This is a genomic window from Nocardiopsis sp. M1B1, assembly GCF_052466615.1.
In genome coordinates this window covers 3,149,829-3,170,267 of the sequence record NZ_CP196194.1, presented here as the reverse complement: position 1 = coordinate 3,170,267, position 20,439 = coordinate 3,149,829, and the positions used below count along the sequence as shown (strand labels likewise).

Sequence of the window (20,439 nt, the reverse complement as noted above, 5' to 3'; positions counted from 1 at the left end):
CGCGTCGGAGGGCGTCCCGCTCGGAGTGGAGCCCGGAGCCCGCGCCGGGGGCGCGGTCGGCGTCAGAACGCGAGCACGCCGAGGATTCCCAGGTAGAGCACGATCAGCAGCACGCCCTCGAAGCCGATCCGGCCCCACCCCTTCGCCTGGCGGATGATGAGCCCGGCGAGCAGGACCACGGTCATCAGCAGTGCGCCGACGGTGAGGAAGAGTTCGTCGGCCGTGGCCGCGTGGTACAGCGAACCCCCGCGGTAGAAGACGTCGCCCACGGCCACGTTGAGCGCGTCCAGGCTGTTGCCGCCGATGACGGCGGACACCGCCAGGGTCATCGCGCCCCGCCGGACCGCGGCGACCGCCGCGACCGTCTCGGGGATGGCGTTCACCGCGCCCATGGCCACGGCGCCGACCAGTCCCGCGCTGAGCCCGGTGGACTCCACGATCACGCCCGCCGCCTCGGCGAGCGCCCACCCGCCCACGGCCACCACGACGCCCACCGCGAGGAAGCGCGCCCACAGCACGCCCGTGCCGGTGCCGTCCTCCTCGTCGATGCCGTCGTCGTGGGGGACGTCCACCACGGTCTCCCGGGTGCGCACGGCCTGCCACATCGGCTGCTCGTTCTCCTGCCTGATCAGCCAGAGCCCGCCCATGTAGAAGGCGACCATCCCGACCGAGGCCGGGTGCACCCCGAGCAGCGTCACGTCCGGGCCCAGGGCGGTGAGCACGACCACGGACAGCAGTCCGATGAGCAGGCAGCAGAAGAGCAGGTTCGCCGAGGACGCGGCGGCGTGCTCCAGGTTGGCGCGCCGGTAGAAGAAGTCGGCCACCGCCAGAGCCAGCGTCTGCGCGGCGATGCCCCCGACCGCGTTGCTGTAGGCCAGTCCGGGCTGGTCCCCGGCGGCGCTGACAGCGGTCATCACGATCCCCGACAGGGACGTGGCCAGTCCGAAGAAGACCGCGCCGAAGACCGCCTCACCCCAGCCGGTGCGGTCGGCCAGGACGTCGCCGAGGGAGGTCATCCGAACACTGGCCACCACGGTCACCGCGGCCACCAGGACGAAGATCGCGACGCTCCACCCCAGCGGCCAAGGGGGAGATAACGCCTCCAGCATGCCCACCTCTTCCTTCTGCTGTGCTTCCGGACCGCATCTACCCCCTCCCTGTACGACAAACCCGGGCGGACACGGGCGGGCCGCCGTCGGAAGGGGCGTCGGCCGAGCGGCCGGGGACGGCGGGTGCGGCTACACGGAAAAGGCCAAATCCCCTCCAATCACCGTTACCGGCCGGAGGCCCCGGGTAGCCGGATGCGGAGGCACGCAGTGCGACGGCCACATCCCCCAGTGATGAGGTGAACATGTTCCGGCACACCAAACACCTGCAGTTCGAGGCCAAGCCCGAGGCTCCCGACGCGCTCTACGCGGCCAAGCTCCAGGAGCTCATCGGCGGCGCCTACGGCGAGATGACCGTCACCATGCAGTACCTGTTCCAGGGGTGGAACTGCCGCGTCGAGGGCAAGTACAAGGACCTGATCATGGACGTGGCCACCGAGGAGATCGGCCACGTCGAGATGCTCGCCACGATGGTGGCGCGCCTGCTGGAGGGCGCTCCGGCCACCACGGTGGCCAAGGCCGTCAAGGACCCGGCCGTGGCCGCGGTCGTGGGCGGGATGAACCCGCAGCAGGCCATCGTCGCCGGTGGCGGCGCCGTACCGGCCGACTCCGGCGGCACCCCCTGGAACGGCAAGTACATCGTGGCCAGCGGCAACCTGCTGGCCGACTTCCGCGCCAACGCCGCGGCCGAGGCCCAGGGCAGGCTCCAGACCGCGCGCCTGTACAACATGACCGACGACCCCGGCGTCAAGGCCATGCTCCAGTTCAACCTGGCCCGCGACACCGTGCACCAGAACATGTGGCTGGCCGCGATCGAGGAACTCCAGGAGGACGGCATGGAGGGCGAGATCGCGCCCAACGCGCTCTTCGACGAGGAGAACCAGGAGCACGCCAACACGATCTGGGGCCTGTCGGACGGCACGGCGGCCGCCAACGGCGGCTGGTCGCACCGGCCCGCGCCGGACGGCCGCCACGAGCTGCGCTACCTCGACCAGCCCCAGCCGCTCGGCGGCCCGGCCTCCGCGCCGCCCCCGGACCCCGCGCTGTACGGGACCGACGGCGGCCCCAGCGGTGAGGGCTCGGTCAAGGGCCCGTCCAAGGCCACCAAGGGCGAGGGGTTCGTGGACAAGCTCAAGGACTCCCTGGAGTGACCGGAACCGGCTCTACCGTCCGCCCGTCCCGCTCGGCGCGGGGCGGGCGGACCCGTGTTCGGGGGTGCCCGCGGTGAGGGGCCGCCTCGCGGGCGGGCGGAGCGGCCCCGGACACGAGGGACTCGGGTCCCGGCCGCACTGGCGCGGTTTCGGCGCGTCGGTTCCGACGGCTACCGAAGGGCCGCAGTCCGCGAACGGGGCCGCGTCCCGACCCGGACGGCGCGGGCGTAGGCTCTGCCACAACACGGGCGCGGTCCGCGCCCCGGCGGAGCGGGAGGTCCGGTGCGGGAGCAGCCAGCGCGCGCGGACCGGCGGCGACTGCCGCCCCTGGACCCGGACCCGCCGCCCCTGCCGGGGCCCGCGCCGCTCCACCAGGGCTGGTACGACGTCCTCTTCGCGCACTGGGCCGTCCCTCCCGAACGCGTGGCGCCGCTGCTGCCCGAGGACACCCGGCCCGACGTGCTGGACGGGACCACCTACGTCGGGCTCGTGGCCTTCCGCGTGCCCTTCACCACGGCCGCCGGGATCCCCGTCGGCGGGTTCGGCGAGGTCAACGTGCGCCTGTACTCGGTGGACGGGTACGGCCGCCGGGGCGTGGTCTTCCTGTCCATGGACGCCAGCTCCGCGCACAACGTCCTGGCCGCCAGAGCCCTGGTCGGCGTGCCGTACATGTGGTCGGACGTGTCCCTGGGCGCGGGCGGCGGCGTGCGCGCGGGCGCGGTGCGCCGCCGCCTTCCCCTGGGCGGGGCCCGGGGGCGGTGGCGGGCGACCGTCGGAGAACGGGTGGAGCACGAGTCCCCGCTGGAGCGGTTCGTGACCGCCCGCTGGGGCCTGCACACTCGGCGCGCGGGGCGCACGTGGTGGATACGGGTGGACCACCCGCGCTGGCCGCTGTTTCGCGCGCACTCCTGGGCCTACGAGGGAGACCTGCTCCGGGCGGCGGGTGTGCGCGTCGACGACCCGGAACCGGTGTCGGTGCTGTGGTCGCCCGGCGTGGACACCGGTGTGCGCCCCTCACCGCTGCCCGCTCCCCGGACGGGACCGCTCCTCCCGTAGCGTTCCTCGCCCGCCGGGGGCGGAGCGCTGCGCCCTCGCCGTGCGATCCGCCCCCGACGCGCCCGGCCGCGGCGGCCGGGCCCCGGATCGGACCAGGGCGAAGACACGGAACGGGTGTCCGGCCGGGGCCGACAGACCCCTCCACCGGTCGGCGCCCGCCGCGCGCGGAGACCCGAGGCCACCGTCGTCGAGGTCGGCGCGTCCGGTCGTGGTGCGCCCGCGCGGGCGCACCACGACCGGGCGTCAGCGCAGGAGCTTGTCCGCCGTGACCGGCAGGTCCCGCACCCTGATCCCCGTCGCGTGGTGGACGGCGTTGGCCACCGCCGCGGCGGTGCCGACGATACCGATCTCACCGGCGCCCCGCGACCCCATGGGGGTGGCGCGGGGGTCCTCCTCGTCCAGCCACTCCGCCCGCAGGTCGCCCACGTCGGCGTTGGTGGGGACGTGGTACTCGGCGAAGTCGCCGTTGGCGATGTGGCCGTGGCGCGGGTCCCGGAAGCTCTCCTCGTGCAGCGCCATCGACAGGCCCATGACCATCCCGCCGAGGAACTGCGAGCGCGCCGTGCGCGGGTTGACCACCCGGCCGATGGAGAACAGGCCGTACATGCGCGGTACCCGGACCTCGCCCGTGTCCGCGTTCACCCGAGCCTCGGCGAAGTGCGCCCCGAAGGAGTAGACCGAGTACGACTCGTCCACGGTGTCCTCCGCCCCGCTGCCCTCGGCCTCCGCGCCCGGGGCCGGGGAGGCCCCGTGCCGGTCGCGGAAGGCCCGGGCGGCGGTCACGATGGCCGTCCCCCAGGAGCTGGTTCCGCTGGAGCCGCCCGCGACCGAGGCCGACGGGAAGGCGGTGTCGCCGATGCGCAGCCGGATGTCGGAGGCGGGCAGGCCCAGCGCGTCGGCGGCGATCTGGGTGAGCGCGGTCCAGGCCCCGGTGCCGATGTCCACCGCGCCGATGGACACCTCGTAACGGCCGTCCCCGCCGTAGCGGACACGGGCCACCGAGCCGGGGTTGAACAGGTGCGGGTAGCTCGCCGAGGCCACGCCGGTGCCCACCAGCCAGTCCCCCTCTCGGCGGACCCCGGGTCGGGGGTCGCGTCCGTGCCAGCCGAAGCGCTCGGCGCCCTCGCGCAGGCACCGCACCAGGCGCCGGTCCGACCACGGGGAGCCGCTCTGGGGGTCGGTCTCGGGCTCGTTGCGCACGCGCAGCTCGATCGGGTCGACGCCGCAGGCCTGGGCGAGTTCGTCCATGGCGGCCTCGGCGGCGTACATGCCCGGCGCCTCGCCGGGGGCGCGCATCCAGAAGTTGACCGGCACGTCCAGGGGCGCGATCCGGTGGGTGGTGCGGCGGTTGGGCGCGGCGTACATCCACCGAGAGCACATCGCGCTGTTCTCGGTGAACTCCTTGATCCTGGCGGTCTGCTCCACGGAGTCGTGGACGACCGCGGACAGACGCCCGTCGCGGTCGGCGCCCAGGCGCATGCGCTGGATGGTGGGCGTGCGGTAGCCCACGAGGCAGAACATCTGCTGGCGGGTCAGCGCGAACTTGACCGGCCGCCCGGGCAGGGCGCGGGCGGCCATCGCGGCCAGGACGTCGTGCGCGTGCGCCTCGCCCTTGGAGCCGAAGCCGCCGCCCACGTGGGGCGCGACCACCCGGACCCGTTCGGGGTCGAGCCCGAACACCCCGGCCACGGAGGCGCGGACCACGTGCACGCCCTGGGTGGAGTCGTAGAGGGTGAGGTCGCCGGTGTCCTCCTCCCACAGGGCCGTGGTGGTGTGCGGCTCCATGGGGTTGTTGTGCTCGGTGGGCGTGCTGTAGGTCTGGTCGACCACGATTTCGGCGGCGGCCAGGGCCGCGTCGGGGTCGCCCTGCTCGGTGTCGGAGGCGGGGCCCTCGTCGTCCTCGCCCACGGGCCGGTAGAGGCCGCGGTGGTCGGCGGTGAGCACCACGTCGTGCGCGGAGCGCTCGTAGTCCACCTTCACGAGTCCGGCCGCCTGGCGGGCGGTCTCGGGGGTGTCGGCCACGACCGCGGCGACGAACTGGCCGTGGAAGGACACCTCGTGGGACTGGAGCACCGCGAACTCGCGGTCCTCGGTGTCGGCGAGGCGTTCGGCGTTGTCCGGGGTCAGGACGGCGCGAACTCCGGCCAGCGCCTCGGCGGCGGAGGCGTCGACCGAGGTGACGCGCCCGCGCGCGACGGTGGACAGCACCGGGTGCAGGTACAGGGGGTCGTCGAGCGGGTGCTCGTAGGCGTAGGGCGCCCGCCCGGTGACCTTGTCGGCGCCCTCCAGGCGGGTCAGCGGTCGGCCCATGGCCCGCGCGTCCAGCGTCCCGGTCATCGTGCCTCCTCGGCGGTCAGGCCGCGCAGGGTCGCGGTCAGGGTGTTGACGGCCATGGGGACCTTGAAGGCGTTGTCCGGGCCGGTGGCGGCGTCGGCGAGTTCGGCGCGGGCGGCCTCGCGGAAGGCCTCCTCGGTGGCCGGTCCCCCGCGCAGCGCCTCCTCGGCGCGGCTGGCCCGCCAGGGCGCGTGTGCCAGGCCGCCGAAGGCCACGCGCACGTCCTCGACGGTGCCGTCCACCACGCGCAGCGCCGCGGCCACCGACACCAGGGCGAAGGCGTAGGAGGCGCGGTCGCGCACCTTGCGGTAGGCGGAGCGGGCGGCCAGGGGCAGGCGGGGCAGGTCGACGGCGGTGATGAGGTCGCCGTGTTCCAGGACGGTGTCGCGCTGGGGTTCGTCCCCCGGGAGGCGGTGCAGGCCGGGCATGTCCACGGTGCGCTCCCCGGCGGGTCCCAGCACGTGGACCCGGGCGCCCAGGGCGGTCAGGGCGACCGCCATGTCGGAGGGGTGGGTGGCCACGCAGTGCTCGGAGGCGCCCAGGACGGCGTTGTAGCGGCCGTAGCCCTCGATCGCCGAGCAGCCCGTGCCGGGTTCGCGCTTGTTGCAGGGCATGGCGGTGTTCTGGAAGTACACGCACCGGGTGCGCTGGAGGAGGTTGCCGCCCGTGGTGGCGGCGTTGCGGAGCTGGCCGGAGGCGCCCGCCAGCAGGGCCTGGGAGAGCACGGGGTAGTCGCGGCGGACGCCGGGGTGGGCGGCCAGGTCGCTGTTGGGCACGGCGGCGCCCACGCGCAGGCCGCCGTCGGGCAGTTCCTCGATCCGGTGGCTGAGCAGGTCGCGCACGTCCACGAGGGAGGTGGGCTCGGCGATGCCGAGCTTCATGTGGTCGACCAGGTTGGTGCCCCCGCCGATGTAGGAGGCCCCGGGGTCGCCCGCGACCGCGGTGACGGCCTCGGCGGCTCCGGCGGGGCGGGTGTAGTCGAAGGGTTTCACTGCGCGGCCTCCCGGATCGCGGCGACGATGTTGACGTAGGCGCCGCAGCGGCACAGGTTGCCGCTCATGCGCTCGCGGATCTCGTCGTCGTCGAGGCCGACCGGCGCTTCGAGGTCCTCGGTGACGTGGCTGGGCCAGTCGGCGGCGGCCTCCTCCAGCATGCCCACGGCCGAGCAGACCTGGCCGGGCGTGCAGTAGCCGCACTGGAAGCCGTCGTTCTCGACGAAGGCGCGGGCGACGGGGTGCAGCTGCCCCTCCCCGGCGAGTCCGGCGGCGGTGGTGACGCTGGCGCCGTCGTGCGCGACCGCGAAGGTCAGGCAGGACACGACGCGGCGGCCCTCCAGCAGGACCGTGCAGGCCCCGCACTGGCCGTGGTCGCAGCCCTTCTTGGGCGAGGTGACGCCCAGCCGGTCGCGCAGCGCGTCCAGCAGGGTGGTGCGTGTGTCGACGGTGAGCTCGCGTTTCTCCCCGTCGACGTGCAGTGTGATCGTGGCCTCCACCGGCAGTGCCCTTCCTCGTGTGTGGGTCGGTGTCCTGCGCGCCGCCGTCCACGCGGCCCGCCCGGCGCACCGCGCCAGGGACTCGTCACATTCTGTGACAGTCGTGGGGCTCCCGGAAGCCGACACGGCGCGCGGGGCCGGGAAGCGGGAGTCCGGGGAGCCGCCACTCTGGCGCGTAACCCGCAGGGGGAGGGCTAAACACCCGCACGTGGTCACCCGGGCCGTGGTCGCGGTGGGTCCGGCGCCCGCGTCCGGGGGCGGGCCATCGGCATGTGCTCGGGGCAGCCCGGGGGTCCATCCGGCGCCCGCCCGCGGGGGTGGGGCGGGGGCGGGCCCGCTTGTCCCCGGCGGCGGTCAGGCCGCGCAGCCGGTGCGGGGTGTGCGTGCGGGGCGGGCCGGGCACGCGGATCGGCCCCGGCCGGGTGCGGGACCCGGCCGGGGCCGCGCGGTCGGTCAGGGGGTCCTGCCGGTGCGGGCGATCAGGCGGTCCTGGGGGCTCGCGTCGGGCCCGACCTCGACCGGGGCGCCGAACATCGGCCCCGGGCCCAGGTCCTGATCGCTCAGCCAGGCGTGGACTTCCTTGACCAGGTCGGGGTCGAGGCGTTCGTCGGCGCCCAGGGCGCGCGCCAGGTCCCAGGCGTGCACCGTCAGGTCGAAGGTCATCTGCCAGAGGTAGAGCTCGGCGGGCGCGTCGCCGAAGGACAGGTGGACCGTGCTCTCCAGGGAGGACGGCGCCAGCCAGGCGGTGCGGGCCTCGCGGGAGGCGACCTCCCAGGTGGTGATGGGCTCCTCGCCCAGGTTGTCGCCGTCGAGGCGGTCGCCGACCTCCTCGACCCGGGCGCCGTCCAGCAGGAGCGGCGCCCACAGCTGCTCGGTGGTCAGGTGGTTGACCAGGTCGTGCACGTCCCAGTCGGCGCACGGCGTGGGCAGCGCCCAGTCCGTCAGCTTGACCTCGCGGACCCGGCGGTCGAACTCCCCCATCGCGGTTCCGTGCAGTTCGGTCAGGTGTGGCATGAGTGTCCCCCGGGACGAAGTAGCGGTTGTGCGCCGGTCCCCTACCCGTGCCACCAGGGGGTGAATCCGCCCGGGCGAGGCGGCCACGGCCGCCCGTACGCGTGCGTGCGTCCGGGCGCGGGCGCAGCCCGGACATGGTCAACGACGCGGTAGTCGGCCGTCCACCGCGCGACCGGGCGCGGGCGGGGCCAGGTCTGGCCCGAGCAGCCCGGACCGGCGCGCCGCCCGTGCGCCCGGGCGGAGTCCGGCCGCCGGGGCGGCCGGGTCCCGCATCCGGGTTCGGGCGACCGCCTACCGCGGCTCGGTCGCGATCTGGATCAGGTTGCCGCAGGTGTCGTCGAAGACGGCGGTGGTGACCGGGCCCATCTCCAGGGGTTCCTGGGTGAAGCGGACGCCGAGGTCCCGCAGGCGCTCGTGCTCCGCCCGCACGTCGGCGACGGCGAACTGGGCGAGCGGGATGCCGTCCTTGACCAGGGCGTCGCGGTAGGCGCCGACGGCCGGGTGGCCGGAGGGCTCCAGGAGGAGCTCGGTGCCCTCGGGCTCGTCGGGCGAGACGACGGTCAGCCACCGGTCCTTCTCCCCCACCGGGACGTCGTGCTTCTTCACGAAGCCGAGGACCTCGGTGTAGAAGTGCTCGGCCTCGGCCTGGTCGTTGACGAAGATGCTGGTCAGGTGGATCTTCACGGGTTGCTCTCCTCCGGTCCGGATGTGTCTGGCGCAAGCCATCGCTCGGCGATCCGCCGCAGCGGGGCCGTGTTGAGGTCGTGGAACTTGTAGCGGCCCTCGCGCCTGGTCTCGACGAGCCCGGCGGCCTCCAGCACGGCGAGGTGCTGGGAGACCGCTTGGCGTGAGATGCCGAGCTGGTGCTTCATGGCCAACCGCGAGCAGATCTCGAACAGTGTCTGGCCGGACTTCTCCGTGAGTTCGTCGAGGATGGTGCGACGAGTCGGGTCGGCCAGGGCCTTGAAGAGGTCGTCTGCCACGACCACCATGATAGGCAAGTAAGCACTTGCATGTCGAGTCGGGTCGGGGCGCGCGTGTCGCGGAGCGGCCCGCGCGGTGGTCCTCACGGAACGGACGCCGAGGCCGCTCTCGCCTCATGGCCGGTCCGGTCCGTCCGTGGGAAGAGCGCGGACGCCCGCTGCGCGGGGCCGGTCGGCGCGGCAGCGGCCCCCCGTTCCACGGCTGCGGGTCAGCCCTCCGCGCGTTCGCGCAGGATCTCCACACCGTCGCCGGTGAGCTCGTCCAGGTGCGCGGAACGGCCGGTCATCGCCATGATCAGGGCGAGCGTGCTCCCGCGGACGAGGGGTCCGGCGCCGGAGGCGAACGGACCGTCGGTGGCCTGCAGGCTCAACCCCCGGATCCGGCTCTTGGCGACGACGACCTGGTCCGAGCCCCGGTAGTAGTCCGCCACGAGGGTCAGCGCGGCGATCGGACGGGCGCTGACGACGCCCAGGGGCCGCCGGATGTCCTCACCGTGCACGATCACCTCACCCAGGACGGCGGGCTTGGGCAGGGGCGGTGAGGTCGTGCTGTCCACGATCCCCCGGAAGCGCGCGAGGGTGTCGGCTCCGGAGTCCCCCATCTGCTCCGCCAGACGCATCGCCACCTGGGCGTCGAAGTCGAACCGGCAGCGGACGACCCCGGCCAGCCATCGCAGGCCGTTGAGGCTCGCCGACGACGTCAGGTGCGCGAGCACCTCGCGCACGGTCAGTCCCGCGCAGAGCGACGGCGTCGCCCACCGTTCCTCGGTCAGTCCCGACAGGTCGTCGGCCAGCGCCGCCCGCTCCCGGTGGATCAGCGGCCACAGGTCCGCGCGGCCGCTCACCGGCGGGTTCCGTGGCGTGGGCGGGGTGTCGGTGACGTCATGGGGTTCTCCTCGGGACGGGCTCTCGCCCCGCCCTGCGGTGGTGGGCGGACGCCGGGATTATGGCCCAGGCCTGCGACAGTTCCGCGCCCCGTCGCCCACGGGCGCGTGGTGCTCGCGCCGCCCGCATCGCCGGGTCGGGGCGTCGGCCTCGTGGTGCGGTGACGGCCCCCTACCCGTGTGGGGACAGGGGCTCCCTGCAACGGGTGATCGGCACGGATCACCGGCGTCACTTCTCCCACACGGGTGTGGCCGGTAGACCGAGTTCCCTCCGCGCGCGGTCGGTCACTTCCTGGATGAACTCGGTCTTCGCCGCGGTGTAATCGCTGGGGGAAGCGGTGGTGGCCGCGAGCCTTCGCTTCAGTTCCGCGTAGCGTGCCGCCTCCCGCGGGTGGGAGCGCAGGTAGTCGCGCAGAATCCTCTGGTTGCGAGTCGGCCAGCTCGCCCGCGTGACCACGTGCAGGATGTGTGTGCGCACCCCGTCGGGTACGCGCACGTAGAGCAGCCGGTCGTCCATCCCGTTCGTGTGCGGGGTGAAGCCGAGACGGGCCAGGACGAACTCGTGGTCGCGGACCTGTCGCAGGGAATCGGTGGCCGCCATCAGGTCGATGACGGGTTTGGCCGCGAGCCCCGGGACGGACGTGGACCCGATGTGCTCGATCTCCGTGAACAGTCCGGGAGCCGCATCGCGCAGTTCCGCGATGGCGGCGAAAGCCATGCCGGGCCAGTGCGGGTCGTAGTCGGTGATCGTCGTCGCGGCGGGTTCCATGGAGGACAGGCTGCCAGCGATGCCGTTGCGACTGGCCCGGCCACAGCCAGGGAGACCCCTGGTGCGGCCGGGCCCCGTTACGTGATCCGGCGAAGCCCGCGCGGCAGGGGCGGGCGCCGGTCCGGGCCCGGCGCGTCCGGTCAGACGAAGTACCGGGCCTGGAGGCGGAACAGCTCGGCGTAGAGCCCGTCGGCCCGGCTCAGCGTGTCGTGGGTGCCGGTCTCCACGACCCGGCCGCCGTCCAGGACCACGATGAGGTCGGCCGCCCGGGCGGTCGTGAAGCGGTGCGTGACCAGCACGGTCACGCCGCCCTCCTGGCGGCCCAGGTCGGCGTACTGCTGGAACAGCCACTCCTCGGCGCGCGCGTCGAGGCTGGCGGTGGGCTCGTCCATGACCCGCAGCAGCGGCGCCCTCCGCATCGCCGCCCGGGCGTTGGCGACCGTCTGCCACTGGCCGCCGGACAGCCCCTCGCCGTCCCACGACCCGCGCCCGAGCCGGGTGTCCAGGCCCTCGGGCAGCGAGGCCAGGAGCCTGTCCCCGCCCGCCGTCCGCAGCGCCCGGAGGATCCGCTCGGGGTCGTCGCGGTCTTCGAGCCGCCCCAGTCCGATCGCGTCCCGCAGGGACAGCTCGATGTGCACCGGGTCCTGGAAGGCCGCCGTGATCCGGGAGCGCCACCGGTCCGGGGCGAACCGCGCGAGATCGGTCCCGTCCACCAGGACGCGCCCCTGACCGGGCTGGTAGAGGCCGCTGAGCACCTTGACCAGCGTCGACTTGCCCGCGCCGTTCTCGCCGACCAGGGCCACCACGGCCCCGGCCGGGAGTTCGAGGTCGATATCGCTCAGCGAAGGCCGATCGCGGTTCCAGTACCGGAAGCCCAGACCCTCCACCCTGATGCCGCCCTCCAGCCGGGCGGGCACCGCCACCGGCGCGGTCGGCACGACAGCGGCACGTTCGGCGGCGCCGTCCCGCACCACGTCGAGGAAGGCCCGGGTGGCCCGGAGTGACTCCAGCGTCCAGAAGGACAGGTTGAGCAGGCTCTGCACCTGGCCGGTGATCTGGCTGCTGACGGCGACGGCCGCGACGATGAGGCCGAGCGGGGCGTCGCCGACCAGTCCGGCCCGCACCATCAGGGCGACGGCGGTCGCGTACGCCAGCACGAAGAGCAGCCAGGCCAGCGCGACCGGGACCCGGGCCAGTCCGTCGGTCCGGGCGATGTCGCGGCCCGCGGAGTCCCACTCCCGGCGGTGCCTGCGCCGCAGTTCGTCCGCCAGCCCGAAGAGACGGGTCTCGCGACCGGGCGCGGCCGTCGTGGCGAGCGTGAACAGGTGACCGGCCAGCCGGGTCCGGGGCGTGGCGCGCTCCACGGCCTGCCCGCGCCTGCGGTCCGCCGCCCGGGTGGCCAGCACGGCGGGGAGGGCGAAGAGCGACAGCAGGGCCAGGACGGGAACGACCGAGGCCATCAGGGCGGCCGAGGCGACCAGGGCCAGCGCGGCTCCGGCCAGCCACATCAGCCGGTCGAAGCCCGGCCCGATCTCGCCCCGCGCGCCGCGCACCACCGCCGCCCGGTCGGAGCGGCTCGAACGCTCGTGGACCTCCAGCGTCGGCGTCGTGCCGACCGCGTCGACGAACCGGCGGTCGACGTCGCTCTGGATCTCCTCCTGGAGCCGGAGGCGGGTGAAGTAACCGGCGACGAAGGTGCCCTGGGTGAGCATGACGAAGACCGCCACGCACAGCGCGAGCACCACCAGGCCGTTGGTCGAACCGCCGCTCGCCGCCTCGCTGAACAGTCCGATCGCCACGGCGAGGCCGATCCCGGTGGCCTGTTCGAGAAGCGCGATCGCCACCACGACCAGGGAACGGAACCCGTCGACGCGGGGTCCACTGGTGAGGACGAAGCGCAGGGCGCTGATCACGACGATGCCTCCTCGAAACGCTTGGCCTGTAGACGGAACAGTTCGGCGTACCGGCCGTCGGCGCTCATCAGGTCCTCGTGCGTGCCGTCCTCGACGATGCGGCCCTGATCGAGCACGACCACCCGTTCCGCCCTGCGCACGGTCGCGAACCGGTGGGAGATCGCGACGGTCGTGGCCCCCGCGGTGAGTTCGTGGAACGTGTCGTAGAGCCGGGCCTCGGCGCGGGCGTCCAGGCTCGCGGCCGGTTCGTCCATGATCAGGAGCCGCGCGCCGTGCCGCAGGCCGAACAGCGCCCGGGCGATGGCGATGCGCTGCCACTCACCGCCCGACGCGTCGACCCCGCCCGTGTACCCGCTGGACATCACCGTGTCCCAGCCCTTGGGAAGCCCCTCGACGAACTCCAGCAGTCCGGCCTGACGCGCCGCTTCCCGCAGGCCCTCCTCGTCGTCCGCGTGGGCCAGGGAGCCGAAGGCGATGTTGTCCCGCACGGTCAGCTCGTAGCGGCCGAAGTCCTGGAAGACGGCGACCACCCGGCGCTGCCAGCTCCGGCGGTTGGCGCCCCCGATGGGGGTCCCGCCGACGCGCAGGCATCCCCCGCTGGGAGCGTCCAGACCGGCGAGGAGCCGGGCCAGCGTCGTCTTTCCGGCCCCGTTGAGGCCGACGACGGCGAGCGACTGACCCGCGGGAACGTCGAGGTCGATGCCGTGCAGCACCTCGTCCGCGGCGCCGCCGTAACGGAAGCGCAGACCCTCGCAGGAGACGGTCGCGGCCGGTTCGGTCCAGAGCGGGGTGTCGGACCCGCCGGGCGGGTCCGCGGCCGGAAGGGCGAACGCCTCGGCGGCCGCCCTGGAGCCGAAGCCGGTGCGCAGGTCGTCCTCGTCCGCCCGGAGCACCTGGAGGAGGGCCCGCAGGGCCAGTCCGCCCAGCGCCAGGTCGCCCACCGTCGTGCCTCCGGTGGCGGCCCGATAGGCGAGGTAGTAGAAGACCGAGGCGACCGTGACTCCGGTGACCACGACGACCACGACGACGAACACGCGGTGCTCACGCCTTCGCCGCCAGACCTCGGCCATGTTCACGCGCCACTCGGCGTGGTAGGCGTCGCGGAAGAAGGCCGTGAGCCCGAAGAGGCGCACCTCCCGGGCCGCGTCCGGTGTGGTCGGCACATCCCGCAGGTAGGAGGTGCGGCGCAGCTTCCGCGTCTGGTTCGCGGTCTCGACGACGGCGGTCCGGTAGTTGCGGACCAGCCGGAGGTGGAGCACCGCGAAGACCGCGAAGACGACGAGCCCCAGCCCCCAGGTGACCTGCGTGAGCAGGGCCGCGGAACCGACGGCGGTCACCCACAGCGAGGCCTTGGCCGTCAGGCCGAAGACCGCCTCCCCGGGCGGCATGTCGATGGTGCCGTCACCGCGCGCCCGCCCGAGTCTGCCCTGGTAGTCCGGGTCCTCCAGGTGTCCGATGGTCGCCGGTTGCGAGGCGGAGGCCATCACGCGCTCCCTCAGCCGGCCGGTGACCCGGCGGCCCAGGGCCCGCCCCAGAGCCGTCCGAGCCGACTCGGCGACGTGGGTGAGGAGGAACAGCACGACGATGAGGGCGACCCAGCGGTAGCACTCCCGCGCCGCCGGGCTGTCCAGCCCCTGGCCGACGGCCGAGGCGAGTCCGTCCACCAGTCCGCCGACCCCGATGGTGATGCCGACCGGGGCCGCACCGGCGAGGACGGCCAGCACCGCGGTCAGGGCGGCCGAGCCCGGCGCCACGGAGAAGGTGTAGCGGACCAGGGCGGGAAGCACCCACCGCGTGGCCGGGGGCGGGAGGCGGTCCGCGTCCGCGTTCATACCCGCTCCCGGTCGTCGAGGTCACCGGTGACCGGGGGCACGGTGGTGGCGCGCATCGGGGGTCCTCTCAGAAGCCGGGCATGCCCTGGGGGGCGGGGCCGGAGGGTCGGCGAGGAGCACATTACGGGGCAAGCCGCCCGGGGCGCGACGGGTTTTCCGGCGACTGTCCGGGGCGCGGTGTGCCGCGGGGCCGAGTCCCCGAACGAGGCGAGGAAACCGCGGCATGGGGCGCGTCACCCACCGTGCGCCGCTTCCTCCGCGTAGGACCTGAAGAGCGCATCGCGTTCCGTCCACGACTCGTTGAGCAGCTCACCGCGCGCCTCTCCCCGGACGATTCCCAGGAGGAGGTCGGTGGTGAGCAGGTCGTACCTCTCCCACACGTCGCCGTTCCGGTCCGAGATCCGGATCGGGTACGCATCGGCCGCCATCCTCGGTGAGACCTGCCAGTAGAGCGTGACCCCCGCTCCTGTCGAGGCCCAGGGCAGCAGCCCGGAATCAGGGGCGAGGTCGTCCGGCCGCCCCACGACCCCGTCATCGAACAGGTCCTGGAGCTGTTGGAACTCCAACCCCGACCGTTCGAGATCGACGTGCCTGAGGCCGGGGCCGGGCGCCGGAACGTAGAGCCTGAGGAAGTCCAGCCAGAGTCCGCCGCCCCCCGCGTCGAGAAGACCACGGTAGTCCTGCGGCACGGACGCCCCGATCCGGTGCTCGACCTGTTCCCAGTCGAACGGGTCGGCCGGCGGTGCCGGGCGTGCCGCTTCGATCAGCTGCTGGGCACTGGTTGCCATGCGGTAGGCCCCTCGGGAGTGCTGGTCGTCGGACACGTGAGGCCTTTCCGCGGTTGGGCGCGGTGAAGCCGACGTCAGCTGGCGCCGCGGGTCCGGCCGACGAGACCACCACGAGGGACCTCGTCCTCGACCCGGCCGTGCGGACCGGCCTCCTTCCCGACCACCCGTCAGTGCCGGAACCCGTGTTCGCGCTCGCGGCCGGCACGACGGCGGCCGGGGGCCGGTCAACCCTCCATGCGGGGGCCGGGCGCGTGGAGGGCGGCGATCTCGGCGAGCACCCGCTCCCGGGCCGCCCCGGCCGGGTGGACGTCCACGAGCACGTAGTAGGCCAGCCCCTCGGCCAGGGCGACGAGCGCGACCGCCCGCCCCGCGGGGTCCAGGGCGCGGGGCACCACTCCCCCGTCCTGACCGCGGCGCAGCAGGTCCGCGACCTGGTCGTGGAAGCGCGCGTACTCCTCGCGCATGCGCCGGGCGATGGTCTCATCGGACAGGGCGAGCGCGGTGAAGGCCTGGCGGACGCGCATGTGGGCGCGTGTGGCGTCGTCGTAGGGGATCAGCTCGGTGAGCACGGTCGTCAGGAGGCGGCGCGGGTCGTCGCCTGGGCCCGCCTTGGCGGCAATGCGCGCGGAGCTCAGGGCGTTGCCCCGGTCGAAGGCGGCCTCGATCATCTGGTGCTTGGCGGGGAAGTAGTGCTGGACGCGACCGGGTGAGACCCCGGCGCGGGCCGCCACGCTGGTCTGGGACACGGCCGCCATGCCGTGTTCGGCCGCCACGGCGAGGACCGCGTCGGCGATCTGGAGGCGGCGCTGTTCGTGCTCGGCTCCCGGCCCACGCGTCGGTGCGTTCATCCGACCCCCTTATCGATGTATTCACATTGCTTTGTGGCCACGTCGGCACTACCGTTCAAATCAATGTAACCACATTGCTTTGCTGGAACGAGGTGTCACGTGCCCCGAACCCGGACGGGGGAGACGACCGCGCGTCTGCTGCTCGCCCTGGTGTGCGCCGCGCAGCTCATGGTGGTGCTCGACGTGTCGGTGGTCAACGTCGCCCTGCCCTCGATCCGCTCCTCTCTGGAGTTCTCCGCGACGGGGCTGTCCTGGGTCGCCCACGCCTACACCCTGGCCTTCGGCGGCCTCCTGCTGCTGGGCGGACGGCTGGCCGACCTGTACGGACACCGGCGGATGTTCGCCGCCGGGCTCGCGCTGTTCTGCGCGGCCAGCCTGCTGGGCGGGGCGGCCCCCTCCCCCGTCCTGCTGGTCACCGCCCGCGCGCTCCAGGGAGTGGGCGCGGCGGTACTGGCCCCCGCAACCCTGACCATCCTGACCGCCTCCTTCCCCGAGGGGCGGGCCCGTGTGCGGGCACTGGCCGCCTGGACCGCAGTGAGCGTGGCGGGCGGCGCGGTCGGCAACCTCCTCGGCGGCGCGCTGACCGAGGCGCTGTCCTGGCGGGCGATCCTGCTGGTCAACGTGCCCGTCGGCATCGCGGCACTGGCCATGACGCCCTACCTCCTGGGCCGGGAGCGCCACGACCACGATCCGCACAGCACGGGTCCACATGGCCGAGACCCGCGTGGCCGGAACCCGGGAGAGGGCCGCGGCGGACGGATCGACCTGCCCGGGGCGGTGACCGCGACCGGCGGGACGGTCGCGCTCACCTACGGCCTCACCCGCACGGCGGAGCACGGCTGGGGGGACCCGGCCACGGTGGCGGTGCTGGCCGCGGGCGTCCTCGCCCTGGCACTTTTCGCCGCGGTGGAGTCCCGTGCGCCCGCTCCCCTGCTGCCGCCGGAGATCCTGCGCCGCCGCGCGGTCTGGGCGGGCAACGCCATGGTGTTCCTGGCCGGAGCCTGTTTCCAGGTGCCCATGTGGTACTTCCTCACCTTCTACATGCAGGAGGAACTGGGCTTCGGTCCGCTGCTGACCGGCCTGGGCTTCCTGCCGCACACCCTGGTCACCATGGCCGTGGGCTGGCTGGTCACCCCGTGGCTGATGGGGTTCGTGCGGGCGCGGACACTGATCGGGGTCGGCTGCCTCACCGCCGCGGCGGGCTTCGCCTGGCAGGCGGCGGCGGTGAGCGAGCAGACCTACGCCGCAGCGGTGCTGGGGCCCGCGGTCCTCATGTCCGTGGGCGGCGGCCTGTTCACCACTCCGCTGACCGCCGTCGTGACCTCGGGCGCCGCCCCCGGGGAGGCGGGGGCCGTCTCGGGCCTGATGAACGCGGCCAAGCAGACGGGCGGCGCCCTGGGCCTGGCCGCGCTGATGACGACGGCCGTCTCGGGGCACGCACCCGAAGGGGAGGCGTACGGCCCGGTCTTCGGACTGCTCGCGGCCGTGCAGCTCGTGGCGGCCGCCCTGACACCGGTGCTGCCGCGCGAAGCGCGACGGAATGCGCCCGAGGGCGCGTGAGTCCTCCGAAGGTTCAAGAACCCTTTTGGCCTGCGCTGACCCTCCCGGGAGACACGCCGACGGGCTTCCCCTCCGGGGTCACTCCGCCAGCCCGATCGAGGAAAGACGCATCAATATCACACCTCGGGGTAGCGCAACAGACAGGAACAAGGAACGTGCTCCGTTCGTCACCATCCGCCCGGCAGTGGGGTGGCCGACCGGGACACGGGACCGACAGACGAGGAGGAAACCGCAATGAGGAACCCCCTGAGGACGGCGAAGAACCAGCTGATGCGGCGCACCGGGCTGGCCCGCCCGGCACCGGGCAGGCGCCCGCGTGCCGGTGGGCGCACGGGTGGACGCGGCAGCGACCCCCTGGCGATGGCCCAGCGGTTCGCCCGGTCCGCGACCCGGTCCCGGGGCGGCAGCCCGCTGGGGCGCGGCGGCCCGGATCCGCTACGGGGTCCGGCGCGCCGAACGCCTCCGGGACGACGGAGCAGCCCCGGCGGGCAGGCCCTGCGGTGGATCAACTCCCTGACCAGGAGGCGCAGGCCCCGCATCTGACCCGGGTGGCGGACCCGGTTCGGCGCGACAGGCGCCGGGCACGGAGGACGACGGCTTCGCACAACACAGCGTGACACCACGCGCGACACCGCGGGGCGGGCCCTTGGAGGCCCGCCCCGCGGCCGTGCGTGCGGCACGCCCGCCGCGGCCTCGGGGAGCGGACCGGGACGGACCGGGCGGGACTCGCCCGGAAACCGGGAGCGGCCGCTCCCAGAGCCCGTACTGGTGATGATGGTGGGTGACGCGGTGGTGACGAGACCAGTGGAGGTTGTCATGGAGCGGTCGGTCCTCGTCGGGGTGGACGGTTCCGATGAGAGCCTGCGGGCGGTGGAGTGGGCCGCGGCGGAGGCCGCCCGGCGGCACTTCCGTCTGCGGACGTTCACGGCCTTCCCCGCGCCGTCGCCGGAGGCGGCCTTCGTCTGGCCCGAGGAGGAGATCCGCGCGAGCGCGCGCTCCGTCCTGGACCTGGCCGGGGAACACGCGACGGCCGCGGCCCCCGGTGTGGCCGTGGACCGGGATGTGGCGGTGGACTCCCCCGGCCGGGCGCTGCTGGCGCGTGCGGGGGAGGACGGGACGGCCCTGGTGGTCGTCGGGCACAGGGGGCGCGGCGGGTTCTCGGGGCTGAGGGTGGGGTCGGTGGCCTACCGCGTGGCCGCGCAGTCGTCGGTGCCGGTCGTCGTGGTGGGGCCGCGGCCCGCGGCCGACGACAGCGCCGAGGTGGTGGTGGGGGACGACGGGTCGGCCGGCGCGGAGCGGGCCGTGGCCGAGGCGTTCGAGGCCGCCTCCACCGGGGGCGGACCGCTGCGCGTCGTGCGGGTCCGGGAGTCGCCGCTGCCGTTCCTTCCCCCCGTGGTCGCGTCGTCTCCCCGGGGCCGGGAGAGCGGCCCTGACGATGAACTCGCTATGGAGCGCACGGTCGGGCCCCTCCGTGCCCGGTACCCGGAGGTGGAGGTGCGCACCGAGGTGGTGGACGGCCGCCCCGTAGCGGCGCTGACGGACGCGGCGCGAGCAGCGCGGCTGCTCGTGGTCGGGGCGGGCGGCGAGTACGGGCTGACCCGCATGGCCCTCGGTTCGGCGGCACACGGGGTACTGCACCGCTCGCCCTGCCCCGTCATGGTGGTCCACACGGGTTGACGGGACGGCGGGGAGCCGACCCGCGCGAACGGCGCCGCCCCCCGGCGCCACCGGTGGAAGCGGGCCCCTCTTCTGTCCGATCCGGTCCCTACGGTGGGACGATGACCCCGAACGAGGACCGCAACCGGCGGCTGCTGCGGGCGCGCGACGCGATGGACCGCCGCTTCGCCGAACCCCTGGACGTGCCCGGGCTGGCTCGGGTGGCGCTGATGTCCCCCGCGCACTTCTCCCGCTCCTTCCGCGCGGTCTTCGGCGAGACCCCGCACCGCTACCTCCAGCGCCGCAGGATGGAGCGGGCGATGGCGCTGCTGCGCGAGACCGACCGCAGCGTCACCGACATCGCCCTCGCGGTCGGGTTCGACAGCCTCGGCACCTTCAGCCGCACGTTCCTGGCAGTGGTGGGCTCACCGCCCTCGCGTTACCGCGGGCAGGCCGCGCCGGCGGCCGGAACGGTGTGCTTCGTCAAGGCGTGGACGCGACCGAGCAGTTTCGGAGAAGCGCGCGGCGGACGCGCGTCCGTAACGTAGGCCTCATGTTCGACGACATCTCCATCACCTCCGTCCACGTCCTCGACCAGGACGAGGCACTCGACTTCTACGTCGGCAAGCTCGGCTTCCAGGTCAGCAACGACGTCGACATGGGCTTCATGCGCTGGCTCACGGTCGCGCTGCCCGAGGCCCCCGACCGCCACCTGCTGCTGGAGGTCCCCGGCCCGCCCGCGCTCAGCGAGGAGAGCGCGGCGCAGGTGCGCGACCTGCTGACCAAGGGGGCGCTGGGCGTGGCCTGCATCCTCACCACGCCCGACTGCCGGGCCACCTACGACACCCTGAGGGCGCGGGGCGTGGAGTTCACCCAGGACGTGGTGGAACAGCCCTACGGAATCGACTGCGCGCTGCGCGATCCCTTCGGCAACCACATCCGCATCACCCAGCCCGCCGAACGGGTCGCCGAGATCACGGACACGGACCTGAAGCGGTGGGACTCCGGACCCGGGTACGAGCAGCGGTAGCGAACACCGGGAAGGGGGCGGGC

Annotated in this window: 20 protein-coding genes; 7 read left to right on the top strand and 13 right to left on the bottom strand. The window is 74.0% G+C overall.

Going from position 1 to position 20,439, the window contains the following annotated elements:
- Positions 1–62 precede the first annotated feature (62 nt).
- Positions 63–1,109 carry a sodium:calcium antiporter gene (locus tag ACSTA4_RS13635; protein WP_444963859.1) on the bottom strand — a complete coding sequence of 349 codons (1,047 nt, stop codon included), beginning with the start codon at positions 1,107–1,109 and terminating at the stop codon, positions 63–65.
- 242 nt (positions 1,110–1,351) lie between these two features.
- On the opposite strand from ACSTA4_RS13635, the gene ACSTA4_RS13630 reads away from it, so the two are divergent.
- Both ACSTA4_RS13630 and ACSTA4_RS13625 read left to right on the top strand, forming a co-directional pair.
- Positions 1,352–2,257, top strand: coding sequence for a manganese catalase family protein (locus tag ACSTA4_RS13630; protein WP_212640114.1), 906 nt, complete (start codon positions 1,352–1,354; stop codon positions 2,255–2,257).
- A gap of 282 nt (positions 2,258–2,539) precedes the next feature.
- Positions 2,540–3,313: a DUF2071 domain-containing protein gene (locus tag ACSTA4_RS13625; RefSeq protein WP_444963858.1), complete on the top strand. Its 774-nt coding sequence runs from the start codon at positions 2,540–2,542 to the stop codon at positions 3,311–3,313.
- A gap of 243 nt (positions 3,314–3,556) precedes the next feature.
- Here ACSTA4_RS13625 and ACSTA4_RS13620 read toward each other — a convergent pair whose 3' ends face one another.
- The 12 genes from ACSTA4_RS13620 to ACSTA4_RS13565 form a co-directional block, all read right to left on the bottom strand.
- Entirely contained in the window at positions 3,557–5,650 is a 2,094-nt protein-coding gene (locus ACSTA4_RS13620; RefSeq protein WP_444963857.1) for a xanthine dehydrogenase family protein molybdopterin-binding subunit, read from the bottom strand.
- On the bottom strand, positions 5,647–6,639 hold the full coding sequence (locus ACSTA4_RS13615) for an FAD binding domain-containing protein (RefSeq protein WP_444963856.1): 993 nt from the start codon (positions 6,637–6,639) through the stop codon (positions 5,647–5,649). Before ACSTA4_RS13615 ends, ACSTA4_RS13620 begins: the two co-directional genes overlap by 4 nt.
- Positions 6,636–7,139, bottom strand: coding sequence for a 2Fe-2S iron-sulfur cluster-binding protein (locus ACSTA4_RS13610; RefSeq protein WP_444963855.1), 504 nt, complete (start codon positions 7,137–7,139; stop codon positions 6,636–6,638). Before ACSTA4_RS13610 ends, ACSTA4_RS13615 begins: the two co-directional genes overlap by 4 nt.
- A 453-nt stretch (positions 7,140–7,592) precedes the next feature.
- On the bottom strand, positions 7,593–8,153 hold the full coding sequence (locus ACSTA4_RS13605; protein ID WP_248770244.1) for a TIGR03086 family metal-binding protein: 561 nt from the start codon (positions 8,151–8,153) through the stop codon (positions 7,593–7,595).
- A gap of 291 nt (positions 8,154–8,444) precedes the next feature.
- Positions 8,445–8,837, bottom strand: coding sequence for a VOC family protein (locus tag ACSTA4_RS13600; protein WP_444963854.1), 393 nt, complete (start codon positions 8,835–8,837; stop codon positions 8,445–8,447).
- Positions 8,834–9,145 (bottom strand): ArsR/SmtB family transcription factor, encoded by a 312-nt coding sequence (locus ACSTA4_RS13595; protein ID WP_274977746.1) that lies wholly within the window; start codon positions 9,143–9,145, stop codon positions 8,834–8,836. Before ACSTA4_RS13595 ends, ACSTA4_RS13600 begins: the two co-directional genes overlap by 4 nt.
- Before the next feature lie 200 nt (positions 9,146–9,345).
- Positions 9,346–9,981, bottom strand: a complete 636-nt coding sequence (locus tag ACSTA4_RS13590) for a maleylpyruvate isomerase family mycothiol-dependent enzyme (RefSeq protein WP_444963853.1) — start codon at positions 9,979–9,981, stop codon at positions 9,346–9,348.
- A gap of 268 nt (positions 9,982–10,249) precedes the next feature.
- Complete coding sequence (locus ACSTA4_RS13585) at positions 10,250–10,789, bottom strand: GrpB family protein (RefSeq protein ID WP_444963852.1); 540 nt, start codon at positions 10,787–10,789, stop codon at positions 10,250–10,252.
- A gap of 140 nt (positions 10,790–10,929) precedes the next feature.
- Positions 10,930–12,702, bottom strand: a complete 1,773-nt coding sequence (locus ACSTA4_RS13580; RefSeq protein ID WP_444963851.1) for an ATP-binding cassette domain-containing protein — start codon at positions 12,700–12,702, stop codon at positions 10,930–10,932.
- The gene (locus tag ACSTA4_RS13575; protein WP_444963850.1) at positions 12,699–14,534 is read right to left on the bottom strand and encodes an ABC transporter ATP-binding protein; all 1,836 of its coding nucleotides are present in this window, start codon (positions 14,532–14,534) and stop codon (positions 12,699–12,701) included. The genes ACSTA4_RS13580 and ACSTA4_RS13575 overlap by 4 nt, the downstream gene beginning before the upstream one ends.
- A gap of 233 nt (positions 14,535–14,767) precedes the next feature.
- A complete protein-coding gene (locus ACSTA4_RS13570; protein WP_444963849.1) occupies positions 14,768–15,322 on the bottom strand; it encodes a hypothetical protein in 555 nt (184 codons plus the stop codon).
- A 224-nt stretch (positions 15,323–15,546) separates the two neighbouring features.
- On the bottom strand, positions 15,547–16,170 hold the full coding sequence (locus tag ACSTA4_RS13565; protein ID WP_444963848.1) for a TetR/AcrR family transcriptional regulator: 624 nt from the start codon (positions 16,168–16,170) through the stop codon (positions 15,547–15,549).
- A gap of 99 nt (positions 16,171–16,269) precedes the next feature.
- On the opposite strand from ACSTA4_RS13565, the gene ACSTA4_RS13560 reads away from it, so the two are divergent.
- The 5 genes from ACSTA4_RS13560 (at position 16,270) to ACSTA4_RS13540 (ending at position 20,416) form a co-directional block, all read left to right on the top strand.
- Positions 16,270–17,730 (top strand): MFS transporter, encoded by a 1,461-nt coding sequence (locus ACSTA4_RS13560; protein WP_444963847.1) that lies wholly within the window; start codon positions 16,270–16,272, stop codon positions 17,728–17,730.
- Between the two features lie 234 nt (positions 17,731–17,964).
- Positions 17,965–18,273 (top strand): hypothetical protein, encoded by a 309-nt coding sequence (locus ACSTA4_RS13555; protein ID WP_416030206.1) that lies wholly within the window; start codon positions 17,965–17,967, stop codon positions 18,271–18,273.
- Between the two features lie 249 nt (positions 18,274–18,522).
- Positions 18,523–19,407, top strand: coding sequence for a universal stress protein (locus ACSTA4_RS13550; protein ID WP_444963846.1), 885 nt, complete (start codon positions 18,523–18,525; stop codon positions 19,405–19,407).
- Between the two features lie 101 nt (positions 19,408–19,508).
- Positions 19,509–19,934, top strand: coding sequence for a helix-turn-helix domain-containing protein (locus ACSTA4_RS13545; RefSeq protein ID WP_444963845.1), 426 nt, complete (start codon positions 19,509–19,511; stop codon positions 19,932–19,934).
- Between the two features lie 5 nt (positions 19,935–19,939).
- Entirely contained in the window at positions 19,940–20,416 is a 477-nt protein-coding gene (locus tag ACSTA4_RS13540) for a VOC family protein (RefSeq protein ID WP_444963844.1), read from the top strand.
- Positions 20,417–20,439: the final 23 nt, after the last annotated feature.